Here is a 22,988-nt window from a genome sequence, read left to right as displayed (position 1 = left end):
TGAATGTATTGGGCTTTACGAAATGAATAGCACTATGAGCAGAAAAACATAATCAATGAGATATGAATAGAAGGGAGTATATAAATGAAATACTTTGGAGGATGTGATGTAGGTTCTACCTACACAAAAGCAGTTATTATTGACGAGAATGGCAAGATGGTGGCTAACACCACTATTAAGAGTAAGATCATTGCTCAGGAATCAGCAGAAATGGCTATGAAGGAAGTAGTAAGCCAGGTTCCTGATCTTAGCAGTGCCAAGGATCTTACATATCTTATTGGTACTGGATATGGACGTAACAAGGTTCCATTTGCTGATGAGAACATTTCTGAGATTTCCTGCCATGCTATGGGCGTACATGTTACAAATCCTAGCGTTAAGGCTATCATCGATATCGGTGGACAGGACGTTAAGGGTATTGCCATCGACAGCGACGGAACAGTTAAAAACTTTGCCATGAACGATAAGTGTGCTGCTGGTACAGGTAGATTCTTTGAGGCTATGGCAAGATCTTTTGAAATGAGTCTTGAGGACTTCTCCAAGCTCTCACTTAAGGCTAAGAACGTTATTCCTATCACAGCTCAGTGTACAGTATTTGCTGAGTCAGAGGTTATAACTCTCGTAGGAGAGGGCAAGCCTATGGATGAGATCGCAGCAGGTATCGAGATGGCTGTTGCTAAGAGATGCTTTGTAATGTCCAAGAAGGCTGGAGCTACAGATTCTATCACACTTACAGGTGGATGTGCCAAGAATGATGGCCTTAAGGCAGCTATTGAGCAGGTTCTCAAGCTTAAGGTTGTTGAGCTTTCAATCGATCCACAGCTTATGGGAGCTCTTGGTGCAGCTGAGTACGCAAGACAGAAGGGCCTTGCTAAATAATTAAAGAGAGGACAATTCATGGATAAAGCGCTAAAAATCTTTTTCAAAATAATAAAAGTGCTGACTGTAGTCACAGGCGTTTTATTTGTTATCTATTTCTGGAATCTTGATCAGAAGCTGATGGCATGGTTATATACCGTGGTCAATAAGATCTTTGACAAAAAGAAATCAGATATCAGATTCTGATAGAAAACAAGATACATGAAGGAATTACGATAGCATGAAATTATACGATGGAATTATATCAGACACCCTGAATGCATTTAATAGTTTTGGGGATGACAAGGTAAAGATATACCCTTATGAAGGTAGCTCCTGGAAAGACAACGGCAGTAGCGAGTTCATAATGCAAAGAGATGTTGCGCTTGAGCTTGGAAGCGGCGGACAGCCATCCGTTAACTACACGCTGGTTACAACATCAGGGATTGTAGATAAGGATGAAATACTTGTTTATGGCGCTGATATAAATGAAATTAAAGGCGATGTGGCCTTTGCCAGAGTGGTTGTTCTGGAGACAGAAGATTTGGAAGAGGACAAGGACCAGGAGAAGGCTTTTGCAGCCATTCGTAATCTGGAATTTGTCAGATACCATGTTTTTCCCAAGGGCTACATGGTAAGAGTATCAGCAAGAAGCAATCAGGAACAGATCAGGATCAGTGAGGGAGCCTTTGCAAACGGTATTACCTTTGCCAAGGTTGGAGCTCTTTATATCAAAAAATATAAAGAGGTTCCAGGGGTTAAGAATGTCCGCATAGCTTTCATTACGGATAAAGAGCTGGTTCAGAAGTTACTTCCTAATGCTGAGAAGGTTGATACTATCACCAAGACACTTACTCACATTTTGGACGGAATGCCTACTGACTGCGGTCATTGCAGCATGAAGCCTGTATGTGATGAGGTGGAAGGTATGAAAGAACTTCATTTGGGTAAAAAGCAAAAATAATTGTCATAAAGGGGGAATGGAATTGAAGCAGGAATATGAAGCACTGTTTACGCCCTGGAAGATCAGAAATCTGGAGATCAAGAACAGGATTGTCCTTGCTCCTATGGGCGGAACTTGTATATTTGGTTGGATGGAGCCTGGGGGAAGCCACTTTGATAAAGAGGCTGCAAGACTCCTTCTGAAAATTGCCAAACATGACTGCGGTCTTATAATACCAGGAATTGCTCCGGTAAAAGATATGCTGGGCGGTAAATGGTTATACCAGAATCCTGGTAAGTTTAAGCAGCTTGCTGGCTTTATGGATCAGGTTCATGATACAGGAGCCAAGATGTTTGTACAGTTAACTGCCGGATTTGGAAGGTCTTTTGCCCTGACAGATCCACTTGCTATGTTGATCAGAAATAAGGCTCTCGGAGCAGTAGCTAAGCCTTACATTGATCCTGAATATCTGACAGCTGCGCCTTCAGTTCTTCCTAACAGATGGGCTGATGACATTATGACAAGGCCTTTAACAGTAGATGAGATTCATCAGATAGTGTACGCATTTGGTGAAACAGCAAGACTCTGCAAAGAGGCTGGAGTTGATGGTATAGAGGTTCATGCTGTTCATGAGGGATATCTTCTTGATCAGTTTACACTTGGCTATACCAACCACAGAACAGATGAATATGGCGGATCTTTTGAGAACAGATACCGTTTTGCTGTTGAGATAGTTAAAGAAATCAAGAAAAAATGCGGAGAGGACTATCCGGTTTCCCTTCGTTATTCAGTTCGTTCCATGACCAAAGCTTTCCAATATGGCGCCATGCCTGGTGAGAAGTTCGATGAGATCGGACGAGATATGGAGGAGTCTGAGAAGGCTGCCAAGTACCTGCAGGATGCGGGCTATGATATGCTCAACTGCGACAATGGTACCTATGATGCCTGGTACTGGGCTCATCCACCACAGTACATGCCTCAGAACTGTAACCTTGAGGATGTAACTCATATTAAGAAGTTTGTAGATATCCCTGTAGTATGTGCAGGTAAGATGGAGCCTGATGTGGGCGCTAAGGCCATTAAGAATGGCGATATTGATGCTATGGCTGTAGGAAGACAGTTCCTTGCTGATCCTAAGTGGGTGGCTAAGCTTGAAAGAGGCAGAGAAGAGGATATTCGTCCATGTATCTGCTGTCACACAGCATGCTTTAACCTGACCAAGCACGGCAACAGTGCTAATGATCAGGATCTTACAGAGTCAGCAGGAATGTGTAAGTGCGCGGTTAACCCTCGCAGCATGCAGAGCAAGAAATACCGCGTAGTTCCTGCCAAGGAGCCTAAAAAGGTTGCAATTATCGGCGGTGGTATCGGTGGTATGGAGGCAGCAAGAATCCTTGCTCTTCGCGGACACAAGCCAGTTATCTATGAGAAGACTGGTGAGCTTGGCGGCGTATTTATCGCAGCTGCAGCCCCTGAGTTTAAAGAAAAAGACAAAGCCCTTATCGAGTGGCAGAAGAGACAGCTTCGTAAGCTCGGTGTTGAGATTCACATGAATACTGAGGTGAGAGCAGATTCTCTTCCTCAGGCAGATGAATATATTATCGCTACTGGCGCAGAAGCTAATCGCATTCCAATTCCAGGAGCAGCTGATTATGCTATGGATGCCACAGATTACCTTCTGAACAAGAAGGATGCCGGTAAAGACGTTGTCATTATCGGCGGCGGTCTTACAGGCTGTGAGATTGCTCTTGATCTTTTCAGAAAGGGTAAAAATCCTCAGATTGTTGAGATGAAGGATGATCTTATTGCAGTTAAGAATATGTGTCTTGCTAACACAAGCTATCTTCGTGACTGCTTCAAGACCAATAAGGTTCCTGTATATCTCAAGGCTTCTGTTAAGGAGATAAAAGAGGATAGCGTAGAGATAACAACTGGAGATGGAAGACCAGTTACACTTCCAGCAGACAGTGTAATCATGTCAGTTGGATATCATGCAACACCTCTTCTTCAGGCAGCTAAAAATGTACATCTTCTTGGAGACTGTAAGAAGGTTGGTAATGTCAGAAGTGCCGTATGGGGCGCCTGGGACATTGCAATGAAAATCTGATATATCATATCAAATAAAGAACCTCCATGTGCCATATGCGCATGGAGGTTTAATGGTTTATGGACATTTAAGATTTTTTGCGTCCCGTTCATGTTACAATTAAATGGTAATATTATGCCATAATAACGTCAATTATATACTGGGAATATACGAAAGAAAGGAGGCTGCCATGAAGAATGATCATTTTTGTAGGTTATTCCTATGCGTTCTGCTGACAGCTTCGATTTTCGTAGATACTTCGTGTGGATCGCAGACATCAACAAGCAAAACGCTCCAACAATTTGAGCCCAAGAAATATGAAATATCACATTTTCTGGTGGCGGTGGAAGACGAGCCTGACACAGTAGATTTCCAATGCACATCTATCCATTACACCATTGCTCAGAATGTATTCAACCGTCTCGTAGAAATGGAGAACGATGAGGCGGGGAATATGCAGATACTTCCTTCCCTGGCCAAGTCCTGGGAGATTTCCGATGACGGAAGGGAATATACTTTCCACCTACAGGAAGCTGTAGAATTCAGTAATGGAAAACCGCTTACAGCGTCTGATGTACAATTTACATTTGAAAGGCTTTTAACGCACCCGGATTCCTGTAATAGCGATATAGTCGATATAATCGTCGGTGCTGGTGAACTGGAAAGTGGGGAGACAGACCATCTGGAAGGCTTCAGGATTCTTGATGACCTGAACTTTGTCATAACAATAGAGCAGCCATTTGAGGCCTTTTTAGCCTGTCTCTCAATGCCCGGAGCCTCAATCCTTGACCAGGAATCGACTATGGCGGCAGGAGATCTCTTTGGGAAAGATCCAAAATGGACGATAGGGACAGGCTCTTTTGTCCTAAGAAAATGGACGCCCGGAGAAGGAATGCTCCTGACTGCAAATCAGCACTGCTGGATGGGCATTCCTAAATGCGAAGGACTTGATCTTCGCTTTGTCAATGATGCCCGTGAGATCCGAAGAATGTTTGAAAATGGAGAGATTGACGTGCTTGATCTCGATGAGCTTGGCAACGCTGCAGAGTTCTTTTTACATGGAAGTGAGTATCAGGACAGGCTGTTCAGCGTTCCACGTATTGGAATAACGTATATTGCGATAAATGAGAGCATAGAACCTCTGAGTGATGTGCGAGTGCGTAAGGCCATGCAGATGGCAATAAACCGTCCGGTTCTGCTGGCTGCGGTTTATGGCGGTCGTGGACAGATTGAGAATGGAATATTCCCGCATGGGCTTTATGGCTATAACCCTGATCTTCCGGAAATCCCTTATGATCCGGAGGCGGCAAAAGAGCTTTTGGCAAAGGCCGGCCTCGAAGACGGTTTTGACCTTACTGTCAGTGTGAACTCTGCTTCGACACGATGGGAATTACAGGTCCTTGAGATGGCAAAATCCATGTGGGATGAAGTAGGTATAAGGGCAAAAATAAAAGTTATAGACGAAAGTGACTTTATGAGCAAGAGAAAGAATGGAGAACTTGCATGTTATACGGCTCAGTGGATGGCAGATTTTAATGATCCTGACAATTTTATCTACACATTTTTTGGAAATAGCCATAATACTACTTATCGTAGTCTGTGCTATTCGGATGAAAAGGTCATGAAACGAATTCAGCAGGCTCGTGTAATTTCAGATTCGAAGGAGCGTATCAAAGAATATCAGGATCTTGAACGCATAATTGTTCAGGAAGATGCTGCCTGGATTCCTCTTTATTCCAGAACACGTTACTACGTTACATCGGAGAGACTTCAGGGGATACAGGCATCCTGGAATGGTTCGGTAAAAAACAAGTATTGTGAAATGTCCATAATAAGTGATGAGGAGTAGGTTTCTTGAAAAAGGAGTTAGTCAATGCATTCAATCCGCTCTAAAATCGCAATAATTACGGTTCTGGTAATCCTTACGAGTGTTCTGTCTGTCTTTGGCGCAAGTTATTTTATTATCCAGAGAGAAACAGACCAGAATTCCGTAGATATGATGAATCTGATAAATTCAGATACTAACAAAGCTCTTGAAAAGTATTTTGAGAGTATTGAGCAGTCTGTAGAAATTACGTCCAATATCGCTATTGATGATCTTGACAGCGTTGTATTGGCTAATTATGGTGCAATAAAAACCGGAACGGATATAAGCGCACAGACACCTGATCAGATCAAAGCTTTGGATGATTACTTGGAATCTTATTGCAATAGAGTCCAGGGATTATTCTCCGGAGTGGCGGAAAATACACAAGGAATAAACTCATATTACTATTGCATCAGCCCTGAGATCAGTAAAAATGTTCATGGATTCTTCTACATGAAAGAAGGAAAGACGGGCCTTATTGAAAAAGATCCGCTTGATGCGTCAAATCTCACACCCAGTGAGCAACTCGGTGCAACCTGGTATGATACTGCCGTTGACATGGGAAGGCCCGGATGGGTTGGCCCATACATTTTCCAGAAAGAGTGGGTATATTCATACTTTGTTCCCATTTATAAAGCCGGTATGCTGATCGGTGTACTTGGAATGGATATTCCCTGTGAGATTCTTATGGATCAGGTCAAAGATATCAGTATCTACGACACCGGTTTTGTTTGTCTTCTTGATAAAGACGCAAAGGTAATCTATCATCCTGATCTTCCAATCACAAGCGATCTTGATGAATTACAGCTCAGCGTTTCGTCTGAGACCTTCACAAAAGAAAATAGCGGTAATGATCTCATACGCTATGAAGCCCATGGCACAAAAAGGCAGATGTCTTTTTCCACACTGTCAAATGGTATGCACGTGGTCTGTATTGCGCCAACAGAAGAGATCAATGCTCCCTGGATCACACTTATCAGAGATATTGCACTGATTACCGTGATAGTCATCTTTGTTTTCGTTTTTCTGATTCTCCTCGTGATAGGAGCACTTACCCGTCCTTTGAAACAGCTCACAAATGCTTCAAAGAGGCTTGCCGATGCTGACTATGATGTTGATCTGACATATCAGGGCAAGGATGAGATTGGCGCACTGACTAATGCTTTCATGCGAATGAGGGATCAGCTGAAGCTTTATATTGAGAATCTGAATCATCAGATCTTCTATGACACAATGACAGATATTCCTAATATGCGTCACTTTTTTAAGCTGGCGGTAGAGGAAAAGAAACGCATCCTTTCAGAAGGACTTGATCCGGTAATGGTCTATATCGATATTATAGGTATAAGATACTATAACCGACAGTATGGATTTGAAATGGGCGATAAGCTTATTATGGATTTCTCCAAAATTCTGGCCGAAAACTTTGGAGAACACCGAATTTGCCGCTTTAGCGGAGATCATTTCACTGCAGTCGCAGAAGGAGACAAGGTAGATGAGATACTCCAAAAAGTTTTGGATGAATGCAGAACAGCCGTGGATGGAAAAGAGCTGCCGATTCGCGTGGGAATCTATAACAACGCCCTTGAAGATGTAGATGTGAACGTTGCCTGCGATCGTGCAAAATTTGCAGCCGACAGGAAGAAGGGAGAGTTGTCTTCAACAATTACATATTATGATGAAGACATGCTAAAGAGGAACGAGATCAATGTTCACATCATCCAGAATCTGGACCGTGCCATTGAAGAAGGCTGGATCAAGGTGTACTATCAGCCAATCGTGCGCGCTTCCAATGGTCAGGTATGTGATGAAGAGGCTCTGGCACGCTGGATAGATCCTGAACTTGGGTTCCTTTCACCGGGATATTTTATTCCTGCTTTGGAACAGGCCAAACTGATTTATAAGCTTGATCTTTATGTGCTGGAACAGGTACTTAAAAAGATGAAGAAACAGAAAGAACTGGGATACTACCTGATATCCCAATCTATCAACCTGTCCCGTATGGATTTTGAGAGCTGTGATATCGTAGAGGAAATACGAAAGAGAGTTGATGCTGAAGGCATTGACCATTCGCTTATTTCTGTGGAGATTACGGAAAGTGTAATCGGTGAAGAATTTGACTTTATGAAAGAGCAGGTTGCCAGATTCCAGAAGCTTGGATTCCCGGTTTGGATGGACGATTTTGGAAGCGGCTACTCATCTCTGGACGTACTTCATCAGTTGCACTTTGATCTCATCAAGTTTGATATGCGCTTCATGGAGCGCTTTGATGAGGGCGAAGAAGGAAAGATCATCGTAACCGAGCTTGTAAATATGGCTATAAGTCTGGGACTTGATACTCTTTGCGAAGGCGTTGAACTGGAAGAACAGGTAGAATTCCTGCGCGAGATCGGCTGTACGAGAATACAGGGCTACTACTATGGAAAACCTACTCCTTTTGAGGAAATAGTTGCCAAGATTGAAAGGGGAGAGGCGCTTACAGTAGAGAACCCTGAGGAGGCAGATTATTATGCTTCGATAGGACGCCTCAATCTGTATGATTTCTCAACGCTTTCTAATGGAGAAAATGATGAGATCATGACGCAGTACTTCAACTCACTGCCTATGTGCATTATAGAAGTCAATGACACAAAGTTGTGGTATAACCGTTGTAACCGTTCATACCGTGATTTCCTGAAACGGACGTTAAATATTGACTTCAAAACATTAAAAAGAGATATACTCGATACTAAAGACAGAGAGGAATCGACATTCCTTAAGGCTATTATGCATTGTTGCAGGGAAGGTGGACGTTTGATTGTTGATGAAAAAATGGGTCAGGATACGTATGTCCACACATTAATCCGTCGAATTGGAGTCAATCCTGTAACAGGTACGTCAGCAATCGCTGTGGCAATCCTGACAATAGCTAACGAGTCAACATCGGGAATGGCTACCACAAAATGAGAAAATGAGAAAGCAACAGGCCCTTATAGGACCAGAACAAACCACCGGCTAAGCCGGTGGTTCTGATTGTTTTATCAGTATTTATACATCATGAAGATCTAAGAGATTCTCAATAGCCTTGGCCTGTTCAGCCATTCGGGCTTCTTTACGTTGTTCCCTGAGAGTCTTAGGCTCACGACTTATATGTTCAAGGTTGGCAGGATCAAGAGGATTACCGTTTGTGATCCTTCTCTGAGGTGAGTTCTTTTCAGAAATGACCTGACGAGCGAGATCTTCCTCAACTTCAACGATCTGTTGCTGCTTGGATATATCCGGATTAAGATCTGTAGGAATGATATCTTCTCTGATAGGAGTAGCAACGACTCCGGAATTCTCGATATCGCCGTACTTCTCGCTCTTTTTGGTGTTGAGAAGCCCTATAAGGTCTACGTTCATGTTGGAGATGCTGCATCCAAGAGCTGGTCTGTTTGCTACAGAAAACATTCTTACAACGGTGGCTGTAACCTCATACTGATGGAGAAGCTCGCCGTATCTGAAGGTTATTTCAACTGTATCTCCGATCTTAACCCGGGAAGCATTATCTATGATAAGAGACATTCCACGCATTGAAATGTCATGCACTATGCAGTTCTTGATGGTTGCTGAATTACCATTGGTTCTGAATACACCTAGCTTTTCAAGATAAAAGCGCTCAGCCCTACGTGAGTTTTCAGGTTCAAGCTCAGAATTACAACGTATCAGATGGAAATTACCATATCTTGTTTTGACCGGGGTAACAGAAGTTGATGTAAACTTATAGATCCTGCCATCTCTTTTATTCTTGATCTGAATCTGTGATGGCTCAAGAAATTGCATGTATTTGCCAAAGTATTCCATAGGCTTGACGAGAAGGCCAGAGTTGACTCCAAAAATAGCCTCTGTCATCAGTACGACGTTGTGCTGATTGATAGAAGCATGTATTTTAACTTCGGATCCAGCTGCGATATCGTTGATATTCATCGTTCCCCCTCGTTAAACGTCAACATGTTTATCTATAAATATGATATAATGGGCGTGTTATTTTAGCAAGGAAGCTTAAGGAGAAAAGTGTGTATGATAAAAGAGAATCTTGAAGTAGTAGAAGCTAATATACAAAACGCCTGCAAGAGAGCAGGAAGAGATAGAAGTGAAGTAACACTTATAGCTGTCAGTAAAACCAAGCCTGTAAGTGATATCAGAGAGGCTATGGCCTGCGGAATTACTGTGTTTGGTGAGAATAAGGTCCAGGAGATAAGGGATAAGACAGCTGAGATTACAGAGCCACTTTCATGGCACATGATAGGTCACCTTCAGGCTAACAAGGTTAAATATCTTCCAGGTGTTGCCTGCATGATACATTCAGTAGATAACGTCAAGCTTGCAGATGAGATTGAGAAACAGGCAGCCAAGCATGAGCTGGTGATGGACGTTTTAGTCGAAGTGAACATGGCTCATGAAGATACCAAGTTTGGAATTTCTCCTGACGCTGCAATAGATTTTGTAAAAGAAATAAGTGCTAACAAGCATCTTAATATAAGAGGCCTGATGACAATAGCGCCTTTTACTGATGATCCTGAGAGTAACAGAGTTTATTTCAGGGGGCTTAGAGAGCTCAAGGATAAGATAAATGCGCTTAATATCCCAGGCGTTAAGATGGATACACTTTCAATGGGCATGACTGGGGACTACGAGGTTGCTATTGAAGAGGGTGCAACCTTTGTCAGAGTGGGCACCGGAATCTTCGGAGAGCGAAATTATTCTAAATAAAAAATGTGAAATATTAAATAAACGTAAACGAATTTACACTAATTATGCCGGATAGTATAATTTACTTATACTATTTGGCATTTTTTTGTGTGGGGAAAATATGGACGGTATAGCTCTTTTATCCAAGGTTTTCGAAGCTCTTGCAGACTCGGGCAAGGGAAGATATCTTTTTATAACTGATTTGAAAACTGGATTATCCAAGTGGTCTAAGGACTGCGTGGATGAGTTTGGATTGCCAGATGAACATGTCTTAAATGCAGGTCAGGTGTGGGGAGAACATGTACATCCCATAGATAAGGCCAGATATGACCAATCCATGCATGATATTTTCGAGGGACGGACAGATTCCCACGACCTTGTATACAGAGCCAAGAACAAAAAAGGTGAGTATGTAACTGTTTCCTGTAAGGGCAAGGTTATACGAGATGAAAACGATGAGCAAATGTTTTTTGTTGGAACCATGATCAATCACGGAATAGCCAGTGAATACGACAGCGTAACTAATCTTTTTACCAAGGAAAAGCTCATTGATACCCTTGCTGACTATAAGGATGACAAAGAAAGATACAATATTCTTTTTCTTGGAATATATAACTTTATAGATATTAATAATGTCTATGGCTATGAGTTTGGAAACAAGGTGCTAAAGACCTTTGCAGAAAAGCTCCTTGAATATGTTGATGAGGCGGAAGTTTTTTCTGCTGGTGGAACCAAGTTTGCTGTAGTTTCTACGTCTCTTAAGCTTAAAGAGCTGGAAAAGATATATGGAGAGCTTGTTGAGTATGGCAAGTACTCAATTGAGGTAGATGGAATACATGTGGCAATAATGCTGGGAGCCTCCTGTACGGAAGTTATCAACTTTGCGGTAGATGAGCATACTGTTTTTTCCAATGGACTTAGAGGTCTGGAAGAATCAATGTATGAAAGGCATGGAGAACTCTATGCTTTTAGCAACAGCACCATGGATAAGAGCCATGAGAGGCTTGTTATTCTGAATGCGCTAAGGCATAGCATTATTGAGGACTGTAGCGGCTTTTCGCTGGTTTTCCAACCGGTTATAGATGCAGATGGTGAAGGCTTTAAGGGAGCAGAAGCGCTTGTAAGATGGAAAAAAGATCCGTTTGGCAGTGTATCTCCTGCAGACTTTATTGCCTGGCTTGAGGATGATCCTCTTTTCTATGATCTTGGTTTATGGATTGCCAGAAACGCCATGAAGCTGTGGAAAGAAAATGTATTATCAGTCAGACCAGAGCTGAATCTCAGTATAAATATTTCATATACGCAGCTGGAGAGATCTAACTTTAGAAAAGATATTATGGCAATCATAAGGGAAATAGATTTCCCAACAGACAGATTAAAGCTCGAACTCACAGAAAGATGCACTATTTTGGATAAGCACTTCCTTAGAAATGAGATCATTTATCTCAAATCTCAGGGAATAGATACTATAATTGATGATTTTGGAACAGGCTTTTCTGCTCTGGAATTATTGCTTCTTCTTCCGGTAGCTGCTATCAAGATTGACAAATCTTTTGTGAATGGTATAGAGGAAGATTTCTGTAAACAGGCTGTAGCTGAGGCAATGATAACCTGTGCCAAGAAAATTGGCCTGCATATTACTGCAGAAGGTATTGAAACAGCAACTACGAGAGATGCATTAAAGAAGTTTGGTGTGACGTCATATCAGGGATATTTTTATTCCAAACCTGTTTCTATTGAGGAGTATAAACAGTTAGTATGATTAAGACACAACCTTTAACTAAAAACTACACATTAGATCAGCTTAATCATCTGATAGATACGGGCCATGTTTTTGTGACTCCCTTTGGGCTTAACAGGTCCTGCTATATTGTGGTTAACCACAAGCCATTTATGGTTATAGCTACGGACATTTCCATCAGGGGAGTGCAGCTAAGCGGAGCTTGGTATACATGGGAAGATTTGGAAGCAATGGGTGGAGTATATGAATCAGAGTTTGAAGCGTTATCAGCAATTGCAAATGGAGCGTAAACGAAGGGCTTTGGGGCTCTTCGTTTTTAATTTATAAAGAATGTATAAATAATGTATAAACATTGTTACAACAAAATTCTTTCGTGATAAAATTGTTCTTACATCGGCAATTTGGAGGTCAGACTTTGGAATACGTCTCTTATTATGTGATGGCCCAGATAGCGTGCATATTTTTAATGGGCATTATCCTTTTTAAAATACATAACAATGTAAATAAGCAGTTGTCACAGGTATATTTAGGAAACCTTGTTTTCGTGCTCATGTTGTACTTTGCAGCAGAAATCTTTTGGGCCATCGTTGATGGTGGCGTTATTGTTTCAACCAAGCCTTTATTGTATCTGTCCAACATTTTTACATACGTGCTTTTGAATATTGCTGCATACCAGTGGTATCTGCTCTCAGAGGCAATACAAAAGAACAAAGCGGTAGAAAATAATCCTACCAAGCTGGTTATGAGTATTCCTGTGTGGCTTTCAACAATTCTTTGCGTTACTGCATATAGAACGGGACTTGCATATTACGTTGATGATACGGGCAAGATTGTAGGTGGTAAGCTTTATTTCATCCTTATCTTAGTTCCTTTTGGCTATATGATAGCTGCTTCTATCAAGGCATTTGGAAGAGCACTTAACAAAGATAAATATGCAGAGCGTAATATTTATTTCATGATCGGATTTTTCCCTATAGCACCTATTGTGCTGGGTATCGCACAGGCTATTTACTGGAGAGCGCCATTCCTTTGCTATGGTGCGGTGGCTGCGGCCTTTTATGTTTATACTTCAATTCAGGACAACCTGATTTCGCTTGATCCTCTTACACAGGTCAATAACAGGAATCAGATGTACAAGTACCTGACACAGAAGATGAAGAATCCAGATCCTGGCCTTTCACTATTTCTTTTGATCATTGATGTAGATAAGTTTAAGAGCATCAACGACACCTACGGTCACGTAGAAGGTGATAATGCACTTGTTCTTATTGCAGATGCTATCAAGAATGCTTGTCAGGGACCAAGGAACAGATTCTTTGTTTCAAGATATGGCGGAGATGAGTTTGTAGTAGTTGCTGAGATGGGCTACAGGGCAGAAGCAACCTGGCTTGCGGAACAGATCAGAACTAATGTCAGAAAAATCGGAACTGAGCATAATCTTCCGTATACACTCGCCGTAAGTGTTGGAATAGCACAGTATGATTATTCAGAACCAATACCTATCCAGTCATTTATAGCAAGAGCAGATTCAGATCTGTACAAGCAGAAAAAGCTAAATGCCGGATAATATGTGATAAAAATGGCCGAAGCCTTTATGTTACAAAGGTTTCGGCCTTATTATATGCCTTAAAACAATCTGCCAATGGCACTTACGAGTAAACCTGCGAGGATGAAGCCCGCCAGAATCGCTATTGCATATATATATTTCATTCTTCCCATAACGAATACGCTCCTTTTATTACTATATACATAATTATACGTTATTTATTATAAAAGGAATATGCAAAAAACATGGTATAATTAAGAGTGGATAATGTTTTCTTCAGTAACATTACAGGAGGGGGTATATATGCAGATATATGTAGCTGGTAATGTGCTTCGAAGCGGTGATGGTACAGTCAATCATCCATTCAAGACCATACAGGAAGCTGCTCAGCTTGCCAATGCAGGCGATACAGTATTTGTTGGCCCTGGAATATACAGAGAGTGGGTTAAACCGGTTAATTCCGGTACCAAGGATAAACGAATCACGTATATTTCGACCTCAAGAGCAGAAGCGGTAATAACTGGTGCGGAGGAACTGCGAGGATGGGAGCAGTTTGAAAATGTATGGCGCATCAGAATTGCTAACAGCTTCTTTGGAAGCTATAATCCTTACGTAGACACTGTTCACGGGGATTGGTTCTCGGTTTCTGAAAATGTTCCACACACAGGTGATATATATTTAAATGGCAAATCCATGTATGAGGTCTTTGACCTTAACACATGTATGCATCCAACAAGGGATAAGAGATCATGGGATCCTGGCTTTACAGAGTATGTCTGGTTCACAGCGCAGGAGAACGATGAGACTGTTATCTATGCCAATTTCCAGGGCAAGAACCCTAATATAGAAAATGTTGAGCTTTCAGTCAGGAAGGCTTGTTTTTATCCGGGAAAAGAGGGACTTAACTACATTACTGTTTCTGGCTTTAGCATCAGGTGCGCTGCCACTCAATGGGCTCCACCAACTGCAGCTCAGGAGGGCATGATAGGCCCACACTGGTCCAAGGGCTGGATAATAGAGGACTGTGATATTTCAGAGTCCAAGTGTAGCGGCATTTCCCTTGGCAAGTACTATCAGAAGGGTAATAACAATAAGTGGACTACGAACTGGGTAAAAGATGGAACGCAGACTCAGAGAGATGCTGTATGCATGGCAGTTAATGACGGCTGGGACAAAGAGACTGTAGGATCACATATCGTAAGACGCTGTGATATTCATGACTGCGGACAGACAGGTATCGTAGGACACCTTGGCGGTGCTTTCTGTGTGATTGAAGATAACCATATTCACCATATCAATAACAAGCATAACCTTGCAGGTGCTGAGATTGGCGGAATCAAGCTTCATGCTGCGATTGACACTATCATAAGGCGCAACCACATTGACCATTGTACCAGAGGTATCTGGCTCGACTGGGAGGCGCAGGGCACAAGAGTGTCTCAGAACTTCCTTCATGACAATGTTCCACCGGAAGGAACAATTATTGATTCAGGTCTTTCACTTGGTGAGGATATCTTTATAGAGGTATCTCATGGACCTACAATAATCGACCACAATCTGCTGTTGTCAGATATTGCCTGCAGACTCAGTACTCAGGGAATAGCCTTTGTACATAACTTTATCGCTGGTTCTTTTACCTATGTAGGAAACGGAACTGACAACGGTGGCAAGAGATTTGCAACCAACAGATATACTCCATACCATGTTCCGCACTCTACCAAGATTGCTGGTTTCATGACTATTCTTCATGGAGATGCAAGGTTCTACAATAACATTTTCCTTCAAAGGAAGGTTCGTCAGGATCTTTTGGAATACTGTGTTTCCAGAGAATCAGATACTATGGATATGAACAACTTCATATGTGGCACAAGCCCATATAATGCATATCCTACAGCTGCAGAGTATTTCTCAGGCTTTTATAAGGGAGCAGAAAAAGACAAGGGCTCCAAGGATCATTACTATGATCATCTGCCTGTTTATCTGTCTGGCAATGCATATTTTAACGGTGCAAGGCCTTGCGATAATGAGAAGTGCCACGTGGATAAAGACCACAAGATCAGCTTCTATATCGATGAGGATGATGGAAGATATACACTTCATACGAACCTTTATGAATATCTTCCAAGAAATATAACAACTCCGGTTAATTCTACTGTACTGGGTGTGGCTTTTGAACCAGAAGCACGGTTTGAGAATCCTGATGGTACAGAGATCATCTTTGACAGAGATTATTTTGGAAGGAAAAGAGGAATAAGTCCTGTGGCAGGACCTTTTGAGGAATGCAGGACTGACCGATTTACTGTTCAGACTCCAGGCTTTGGTTCCTACATGATAAGACATGAGGAGAAGGCTAGAATCTCTGAAAAGAAGGAGGATGAAGAGGAAGTATTAGAGGAGGTTAAGGAGCAGAAGTCTACTATTTATGTAGAACCTACAGATGAAGCTCCTAACCTTGAAGAGCTGGAAGAACCCAACTTTACAATAGATGAGGATGAGTTTGAACAGGATAATAAGGTTAGTGAGATTAATTCTAACGTGCTTCTTACCGGCTGTGATGCCTGCGGAATCAAGTTCCCGTTTGAGGGAGGTCTTTTCCAGGTAAGTGATATGTTTGTTAAGGGCAACGAAGTGTGGCTCTATGACAACACCAATGAGAAGCTCGTTGAACTTGACCTTGAGTATGGTATTTACCATAATTTGAAACGCTGGTCTGTTGGTGCTCTTCAGTCGCTTGATGTATCGGAAGATCCCAATATTGAGGGACTTGTGAGAACAGCGGGTACACTTTTATGTATCTTGTCCAAGAGTATGACACATGACTCAGCTGATACCTGCGACACTATTCAGAGTAAGGTTAATAGCGGAATAGAGCCTAAAGGCATCAAGATGAGATTTACTCCTAAATATCTTAAATTTATCAGGAACAAGAAATTCATTTCCCTAGAGGATGTTATCTACAGGATGAGCAGAGGGTCAATGGATGTTGTTACTGAACGACTTGAAAATGTGAAAAAGGAAAACTGACTAAATGGAAAACAGCAACAATTGGTACAAGCTGGATAATGCAGCCAAGATAGTACCTTCAACTGCAAAAGGTGCAAATACCAGAGTATTCAGACTGACTTGTCAGCTGACTGAGCAGGTGGATGAGGATATTCTGCAGCAGGCGCTTGACGAGATCATAGAAGAATTCCCTATCTTTAACTGTGTCCTCAGGAGGGGATTGTTCTGGTACTACCTGGAGGAAAGTAACCTCCGTGAAATAGTTGAGGAAGAGAATACTCCAGCCTGTATGCCTTTGTACATACCTGGTCGTAAGAACCTTTTGTACAGAGTTAATTACTACAACAACAGAATAAATCTTGAGATGTTCCATGTTCTGGCTGATGGTACAGGAGCTTTTATGTTCTTCAAAAATCTCCTTACCAGATACATCGTTATCAAACATGGAATAGATGCGGATATTAAGCCAACTGATGAATTTTCTATTGAGGAAAAAAATGTAGATGCCTTTACGGACTTCTATAGTAAGCAAAAGGGCTTAAAACAGCTCAAAGAGATGCGTTCTGTTAAGGCTTACCAGATAGGTGGCGAGATTGACGACAATCTTTTGCCACATCTGATCGAGGGAACTATATCAGCCAAGAAATTCCTTGATATAGCGCATGAGTACAACACAACAGTAGGTGTTATGTGTGTTGCAGTTTATATCAAGGCTATCATTCAGGGAATGAACAGAGCTCAGAGTAAGAAGCATATTGTTATTAGTGTTCCTGTTAATCTTAGACAGTACTTTAAGTCTGGAACCAGCCGTAATTTCTTTGGCGTCATCAACATTGATTATGATCCTGCTGAGTACGACGGTCAGATGAGCAGTATTATCAACAAGGTAGACAAGGATTTCAAGGAAAAGCTTTCGCAGGAGAACATTGAGAAGACCATGAATTCCTATGCTGCGCTTGAGCATAATATCGGAATCAAGATGATTCCACTTCCTCTTAAGGATCTGGGAATTGGCTATTTTGACAGAACAGCCAAGAAGGGAATTACAAGTTCCATGTCAAACCTTGGTCAGATCAAGATGCCTGAAGAGGTAGCAGATTATATTCAGGGCTTTAGTGCCTTTATGACTGCTGCAAGCCAGCAGATCACTGTATGTTCCTACAAGGACAGACTTACCTTTGGTGAGTGCTCTCCGTACAAGACTCATAAGAGTATGCTGAACTTCTTTAGATGCCTTACTGAGATGGGGCTTGAGGTTGAGCTTGGAACTAATGATTACGACAAGGAGTAAGAAATGCAGTATTGTCCTAAATGTAAAGTCAATATAAGAGGGCGTAAGGCCTGCTGTCCACTTTGTCAGGGACAGCTCAAACAGATAGATGGTGAGCCGGAAGCTCCTTTTCCAACACTTAGAAAGAAAAAGGTCAGTAGCATAACTTTGTTTAAGATGGCTACGTTTTTATTCATTGCCTCAGAGATAGTGTTTGGAACTATCAATTACCAGACAGAGAATAGATATCCATTTATTGGTGTTACCATGCTGGGAATTCTGGCTGCCTGGGTTACAATTGTTGCTACACTGTACCTTAGAAATAACCTGATCAAGGTCATTACTTTTGAGGTAGTTGTGGCCATTGTGGTTGATATTTATGTTGATTATCGAACCGGTTATCATGGCTGGAGTGTAATGTGGATGGTTCCTAGTACGCTTCTGGCACTGGCTATAGCTACAGTTATAACCGCCAAAGTATTAAAACTAAGGCTCGATGAGTATATTCTGTATCTGGTGCTGGATCTTATTATGGCGCTTTCACAGATCATCTTTATCAGAATGGGTCGTAATTTCTTTACCTGGCCTGCTGTTATCGTGATAATGATCTACCTGATACTTATTGTAGGTCTTGTGATATTCAGGTTCAGAGATCTTAAGAGAGCATCAGAGAAGATGTTTAATATGTAATCATACAGGTGAGGAATGAGTTTAAAAGACAGACTGAATAAGGACAATTTCAAAAGGGGAATTGTCTTTGCATCTAAAGTTGGAGATTTCGTTGAAAACAGAATAGGCAAGGCTATAGAAGACAGCTCTTTTAAGGCAGAGGTGTTACCAGACAATCCAGAGAAGATGACCTGGTATAAGGTACCTTTGGAAAAGGGAATGTCAGGTGATGGATCTGAGTATCATATTTATGTTAAGCTTGCTGATCCGGATAAGCTCTGTGTTTTCTTATCTGGAGGTGGTGTTGCCTACAATGAGTACACAGCAGCAAGACCTGTTACTGGTGGCAAGGTTGCTGCCGGACTTCCCAACTATTATTGGAATAACCTTCGCCCATTTACTCAGATAATGAATATCAATGTGGGAATCACGGATATCTTTACAGATAAGAATCCTTTCAGGGAATGGAGCTTTGTTGTTATAACTTATGCTACAGGGGATTTCCATGTTGGTAATAATGATTATCCTTATGTGGGAGAGGATGGACAGGATAATGTCCTTCATTTTCATGGATATGTTAATTTCCTGGAGAGCATGAATGTTTCTAAATCTCTTTTCCCAAATCCCAGCACACTTCTGATAGCGGGCAATTCTGCCGGGGCGTTTGCAGTTCCAGCGCTTGCAGGCGAGATTGTGGATGATTATTATCCCAAGGCCAGGAATATTACTCTTTTTTCAGATAGTGGACAGCTCCTATATAAGAACTGGAGGAAGACAGCCAGGAACATCTGGATGACCAAGGAATCTACCTGGAAGGCCATTCATGGAGAGAATATCACGCTTGACTGGTATAAGGATCTATATGCCAAGTATGGCGATAGGTTCAAATACCTTTATTCAAGCTCTATTTATGATTATCTTCTGAGTGCCTATTACAACGATATTATCAACAAGAAATATAAGACAGACCAGGATGTTCAGCTGGAGTATTACAAGCAGCTGCAGGTAATGGTAAAAGAGCTTAAGGAGATAACTCCTAAGTTTGGGATGTTTATAGATGACTGGAGAATTCCGCTTATCACCATGGGTGGAACTGTGCACACCAGTGTAAGAGAGCCACATTTTCTTTTGTTTACAGAGAATGGCATTACTATGGCCAAGTGGCTGATTGATGCCTGTGAGGGCAAGGTTTATGATGTGGGAATGGATCTGCTCCATGATGACAATAAAAAAGGCCGCTGATAAACAGCGGCCGGTAATGTCTGGTATAGTAGACTGTGTGATCAGTCTACGAAGCATTCCTCAATCTGAGCTACATACTCACTACGAAGTTCCTCTGGAATATCATACTCATCCAATGCCTCAGCTACTGACCAGTGTTCATTGGTCATGGAGCGAAGGATGTTGCGTATAACCCCTGAATCAAGAGCCTCAATATCGGCAACATTACTCATAATCTACACCCTCCTCAAAAAACATAACGTACGAAATAAAAATCATTTCTTAACTACAATATATTGTAGTACAAAAATAAAATGATACAAGTATTGACATTTATTTTGAAATAATTTTTGTAAAATATGCACAGAAAACGAGAGGGAATTTCATGCATATAACTACAATTGCTCTGATAATCTCTATACTGGGACTACTTACGTCCTTTGGTTTTGTAGGAATAATCCCGTCAGTTGCAGCCTTTGTTCTGAATATTCTCAATTTAAGAGAAGAAAAGTCCATAAGGACTATTAGAGCACTGGCTATTTCTTTTGCCGGAATCCTGCTTCCTGCCGTCATGTATCTGAATTGCTATGGCCTGCATCTGCCCTATGACAAGCCTGAAAAGCTTGGAATGCTATCACAAATTATCTATGACAATTACTCACGACTTGGCTTTAATATGAACGGACTTATCAAAGATGATAGTCTCGAGCTTACCGATAGTTCTGCAGAGGAGCCTTCCGGCGGAATGTACTATGTGGCAGAGGGTGTTGTGGAAACGGATGATGGAGTTAAGCTTGATACAAAATTAGATGAGACAGAAGCCGGAACTGATCTAACTGAGGGCGAAGGAGCAGCTGGAGATAAGATATTAAATGAACTTGGCGTGGATAGTATTTTTGAGAGTATAGATAGTTTGGACGAGGGAAATGATAAATGCTATGGAGCTGATATGTCGGGCGCTTCTGACGATGATATGCCTTCTTATGGAGGCCTTCCTATTGGAACACTTATAGTAGGGCAGTATTTCAGAGAGGATGACCATAACTGTAATCCTGTTCTGGTACTGCAGAATGAGACAGGTAAAGATTGCAGGTTTGAATGTCTTTTTACAGCAAGAGATGAAGATGGTAATGAGCTTGCAACCTCCAACAAGACAGTAGAAATAGTTAAAAACGGTGAAAAGTTCGTGTTTGAGGGCCGTTTTGATAATGATGAGCTGGGAGGCGTTCTGCCGGCAATGTATGAGTTCCTGATCTCAAAGAGAGAACCATATGAAGAAAATCTTTACGATGAAGTTACAGTACTTGGGGAGATAGTTGAAAATTCAGCCTTTGTTACAGCCATGAATACCAGCAAAAAGAAAGCTAAGGTTGATGCGTATGTTTTGTTTTTTGATGGAGATGAGCTTGTGGACTGCATCTGGATGATTCCTCAGAATTCGGGCGAAGTCTGCATAGAACCAGGTAGTAGTGCGGCAATCAAGGGGGATGCTTACTACAAATTTGACAGGATAGAAACATACTATACAGCTTATGAAGCGGTGGGAGAATAAATGTTGATTAAATGATGCATTAATGCGATTATTTATGTGGTAATTATTTGTATGAAAAAAGTATGGGAGAAAAACGTATGGGAGAAAAACAGGCTATTTACGACGCAACAACTCTGGGGAAACCCAAAATGCTGATCCTTGGTCTTCAGCACATGTTTGCCATGTTTGGTGCAACGATTCTGGTGCCAATCCTGGTTAACAGCTATTTCGGTGGAGAGGGACTTTCAGTCCAGGTTACACTCTTCTTTGCAGGTCTCGGAACACTCTTGTTCCACGTATTTTCCAAATTTAAAGTTCCAGCATTTCTTGGTTCATCATTTGCATTTCTTGGGGGATTTGCAACGGTGGCAGAACTTAATACAGGCAAGTTCGCTAATATGACTTATGGAGAAAAGCTTCCATATGCTTGTGGCGGAATTGTAGTTGCAGGACTTCTTTACCTGGTTCTTGGTGTGATCATCAAGGTTGTGGGAGTTAAGAAGGTAATGCGTTTCTTACCACCTGTAGTAACTGGTCCTATCATCATCTGTATCGGACTTTCACTTGCTCCTTCAGCAGTAAGTAATGCTTCAATGAACTGGTTTCTGGCTTTCGTAGCTCTTGCAGTTGTTATTGCATTTAATATCTGGGGAAAGGGAATGTGGAAGATCATTCCTATTCTCATGGGCGTAGTTATTTCTTATGTAGTTGCAGTTGTAATGCAGCTTATTGGTTTCACAAATGCAGATGGAAGCGCAATACTCAACTTTGAGCCTATCGCACAGGCAAGCTGGGTAGGACTTCCTCCTTTCCTTATTGCCAAGTTCGATATCACAGCCATTCTTGTTATGGCACCTATTGCACTTGCTACAATGATGGAGCATGTTGGTGATATCTCAGCAATCTCTGCTACAACAGGTAATAACTTCATCGAAGAGCCTGGTCTTCACAGAACACTCTTTGGTGATGGACTTGCAACAGCAATGGCAGGTTTGTTCGGTGGCCCAGCTAACACAACCTATGGTGAGAACACAGGCGTTCTCGAGCTTTCCAAGGTTTATGATCCTAAGGTTGTTCGTATAGCTGCTTGCTATGCTATAGTTGTTAGCTTTATTCCTAAGATTGCAGATGTCATTGGTACAATGCCTACAGCAATCATCGGTGGAATCAGCTTCGTACTCTATGGTATGATCTCAGCTATCGGAGTTAGAAATGTTGTTGAGAACAAGGTTGACTTTACTAAGTCACGTAACCTCATCGTTGCAGCAGTTATCCTTGTTTCAGGACTTGGCTTCTCTGATGGAATCACATTTGTAGTAGCAGGAACATCTATTACACTTACATCACTTGCTATTGCAGCACTTCTGGGAATTATCTTAAATGCTGTTCTTCCTGGTAATGACTACAACTTTGGTGTTAACCACAAGGGCGACATCAACAGAGGTGTAAGCTTCAACAATCACGATGAGGAAGAAAAGAGAGCTTAATCAGAGCATAATATAAGAATAATAAAACCATCCGTAGTATGTGGGGCATCTCACAT

Annotated in this window: 18 protein-coding genes; 16 read left to right on the top strand and 2 right to left on the bottom strand. The window is 41.7% G+C overall.

Annotated features, from left to right (window positions below):
• Positions 1-84: 84 nt before the first annotated feature.
• The 6 genes from IJI01_RS09475 to IJI01_RS09450 all read left to right on the top strand — a co-directional run bounded on the left by IJI01_RS09475 (position 85) and on the right by IJI01_RS09450 (position 8,700).
• Positions 85-879, top strand: a complete 795-nt coding sequence (locus IJI01_RS09475) for an acyl-CoA dehydratase activase (protein WP_292189285.1) — start codon at positions 85-87, stop codon at positions 877-879.
• An 18-nt stretch (positions 880-897) separates the two neighbouring features.
• Positions 898-1,065 carry a hypothetical protein gene (locus tag IJI01_RS09470; protein WP_292189282.1) on the top strand — a complete coding sequence of 56 codons (168 nt, stop codon included), beginning with the start codon at positions 898-900 and terminating at the stop codon, positions 1,063-1,065.
• A gap of 34 nt (positions 1,066-1,099) precedes the next feature.
• Positions 1,100-1,822, top strand: coding sequence for a hypothetical protein (locus IJI01_RS09465; protein WP_292189280.1), 723 nt, complete (start codon positions 1,100-1,102; stop codon positions 1,820-1,822).
• A gap of 22 nt (positions 1,823-1,844) precedes the next feature.
• Entirely contained in the window at positions 1,845-3,908 is a 2,064-nt protein-coding gene (locus IJI01_RS09460) for an oxidoreductase (protein WP_292189277.1), read from the top strand.
• A gap of 322 nt (positions 3,909-4,230) precedes the next feature.
• Positions 4,231-5,736: an ABC transporter substrate-binding protein gene (locus IJI01_RS09455; RefSeq protein WP_292189274.1), complete on the top strand. Its 1,506-nt coding sequence runs from the start codon at positions 4,231-4,233 to the stop codon at positions 5,734-5,736.
• A 24-nt stretch (positions 5,737-5,760) separates the two neighbouring features.
• Positions 5,761-8,700, top strand: coding sequence for a bifunctional diguanylate cyclase/phosphodiesterase (locus IJI01_RS09450; protein ID WP_292189271.1), 2,940 nt, complete (start codon positions 5,761-5,763; stop codon positions 8,698-8,700).
• An 81-nt stretch (positions 8,701-8,781) separates the two neighbouring features.
• Here the strand turns inward: IJI01_RS09450 and IJI01_RS09445 are convergent, their stop codons facing one another.
• On the bottom strand, positions 8,782-9,699 hold the full coding sequence (locus IJI01_RS09445; protein ID WP_292189268.1) for a PilZ domain-containing protein: 918 nt from the start codon (positions 9,697-9,699) through the stop codon (positions 8,782-8,784).
• Between the two features lie 93 nt (positions 9,700-9,792).
• On the opposite strand from IJI01_RS09445, the gene IJI01_RS09440 reads away from it, so the two are divergent.
• The 8 genes from IJI01_RS09440 to IJI01_RS09405 all read left to right on the top strand — a co-directional run bounded on the left by IJI01_RS09440 (position 9,793) and on the right by IJI01_RS09405 (position 19,935).
• Entirely contained in the window at positions 9,793-10,485 is a 693-nt protein-coding gene (locus tag IJI01_RS09440) for a YggS family pyridoxal phosphate-dependent enzyme (protein WP_292189265.1), read from the top strand.
• 100 nt (positions 10,486-10,585) lie between these two features.
• Complete coding sequence (locus IJI01_RS09435) at positions 10,586-12,226, top strand: EAL domain-containing protein (protein ID WP_292189262.1); 1,641 nt, start codon at positions 10,586-10,588, stop codon at positions 12,224-12,226.
• Positions 12,223-12,495 (top strand): hypothetical protein, encoded by a 273-nt coding sequence (locus IJI01_RS09430; protein ID WP_292189259.1) that lies wholly within the window; start codon positions 12,223-12,225, stop codon positions 12,493-12,495. Before IJI01_RS09435 ends, IJI01_RS09430 begins: the two co-directional genes overlap by 4 nt.
• A gap of 125 nt (positions 12,496-12,620) precedes the next feature.
• Entirely contained in the window at positions 12,621-13,772 is a 1,152-nt protein-coding gene (locus IJI01_RS09425; protein WP_292189256.1) for a GGDEF domain-containing protein, read from the top strand.
• A 282-nt stretch (positions 13,773-14,054) separates the two neighbouring features.
• Positions 14,055-16,775, top strand: a complete 2,721-nt coding sequence (locus IJI01_RS09420) for a right-handed parallel beta-helix repeat-containing protein (protein WP_330623116.1) — start codon at positions 14,055-14,057, stop codon at positions 16,773-16,775.
• 4 nt (positions 16,776-16,779) lie between these two features.
• Positions 16,780-18,045 (top strand): hypothetical protein, encoded by a 1,266-nt coding sequence (locus IJI01_RS09415; RefSeq protein WP_292189253.1) that lies wholly within the window; start codon positions 16,780-16,782, stop codon positions 18,043-18,045.
• 3 nt (positions 18,046-18,048) lie between these two features.
• Entirely contained in the window at positions 18,049-18,714 is a 666-nt protein-coding gene (locus tag IJI01_RS09410; RefSeq protein ID WP_292189251.1) for a DUF6320 domain-containing protein, read from the top strand.
• Between the two features lie 15 nt (positions 18,715-18,729).
• A complete protein-coding gene (locus IJI01_RS09405) occupies positions 18,730-19,935 on the top strand; it encodes a pectin acetylesterase-family hydrolase (protein WP_292189248.1) in 1,206 nt (401 codons plus the stop codon).
• Positions 19,936-19,976: 41 nt separating this feature from the next.
• Here IJI01_RS09405 and IJI01_RS09400 read toward each other — a convergent pair whose 3' ends face one another.
• Positions 19,977-20,147, bottom strand: a complete 171-nt coding sequence (locus IJI01_RS09400) for a hypothetical protein (RefSeq protein ID WP_292189245.1) — start codon at positions 20,145-20,147, stop codon at positions 19,977-19,979.
• 152 nt (positions 20,148-20,299) lie between these two features.
• Between IJI01_RS09400 and IJI01_RS09395 the strand changes: the two genes are divergently transcribed.
• The gene (locus tag IJI01_RS09395; protein ID WP_292189242.1) at positions 20,300-21,466 is read left to right on the top strand and encodes a hypothetical protein; all 1,167 of its coding nucleotides are present in this window, start codon (positions 20,300-20,302) and stop codon (positions 21,464-21,466) included.
• Between the two features lie 77 nt (positions 21,467-21,543).
• Entirely contained in the window at positions 21,544-22,932 is a 1,389-nt protein-coding gene (locus IJI01_RS09390; RefSeq protein ID WP_330623115.1) for a uracil-xanthine permease family protein, read from the top strand.
• The last annotated feature ends 56 nt before the right edge of the window (positions 22,933-22,988 follow it).

This window comes from Butyrivibrio sp., from assembly GCF_017433805.1.
Classification (GTDB): domain Bacteria; phylum Bacillota; class Clostridia; order Lachnospirales; family Lachnospiraceae; genus Butyrivibrio.
The sequence above is the reverse complement of the archived record's forward strand: the minus strand, read 5'-3'. Positions and strand labels throughout refer to the sequence as shown.

Coding starts and splice junctions, on each gene's coding strand:
- IJI01_RS09475 (WP_292189285.1), top strand. CDS start 85: ATGAAATACTTTGGAGGATGTGATGTAGGTTCTACCTACACAAAAGCA.
- IJI01_RS09470 (WP_292189282.1), top strand. CDS start 898: ATGGATAAAGCGCTAAAAATCTTTTTCAAAATAATAAAAGTGCTGACT.
- IJI01_RS09465 (WP_292189280.1), top strand. CDS start 1,100: ATGAAATTATACGATGGAATTATATCAGACACCCTGAATGCATTTAAT.
- IJI01_RS09450 (WP_292189271.1), top strand. CDS start 5,761: ATGCATTCAATCCGCTCTAAAATCGCAATAATTACGGTTCTGGTAATC.
- IJI01_RS09445 (WP_292189268.1), bottom strand. CDS start 9,699: ATGAATATCAACGATATCGCAGCTGGATCCGAAGTTAAAATACATGCT.
- IJI01_RS09440 (WP_292189265.1), top strand. CDS start 9,793: ATGATAAAAGAGAATCTTGAAGTAGTAGAAGCTAATATACAAAACGCC.
- IJI01_RS09435 (WP_292189262.1), top strand. CDS start 10,586: ATGGACGGTATAGCTCTTTTATCCAAGGTTTTCGAAGCTCTTGCAGAC.
- IJI01_RS09430 (WP_292189259.1), top strand. CDS start 12,223: ATGATTAAGACACAACCTTTAACTAAAAACTACACATTAGATCAGCTT.
- IJI01_RS09420 (WP_330623116.1), top strand. CDS start 14,055: ATGCAGATATATGTAGCTGGTAATGTGCTTCGAAGCGGTGATGGTACA.
- IJI01_RS09415 (WP_292189253.1), top strand. CDS start 16,780: ATGGAAAACAGCAACAATTGGTACAAGCTGGATAATGCAGCCAAGATA.
- IJI01_RS09410 (WP_292189251.1), top strand. CDS start 18,049: ATGCAGTATTGTCCTAAATGTAAAGTCAATATAAGAGGGCGTAAGGCC.
- IJI01_RS09405 (WP_292189248.1), top strand. CDS start 18,730: ATGAGTTTAAAAGACAGACTGAATAAGGACAATTTCAAAAGGGGAATT.
- IJI01_RS09400 (WP_292189245.1), bottom strand. CDS start 20,147: ATGAGTAATGTTGCCGATATTGAGGCTCTTGATTCAGGGGTTATACGC.
- IJI01_RS09395 (WP_292189242.1), top strand. CDS start 20,300: ATGCATATAACTACAATTGCTCTGATAATCTCTATACTGGGACTACTT.
- IJI01_RS09390 (WP_330623115.1), top strand. CDS start 21,544: ATGGGAGAAAAACAGGCTATTTACGACGCAACAACTCTGGGGAAACCC.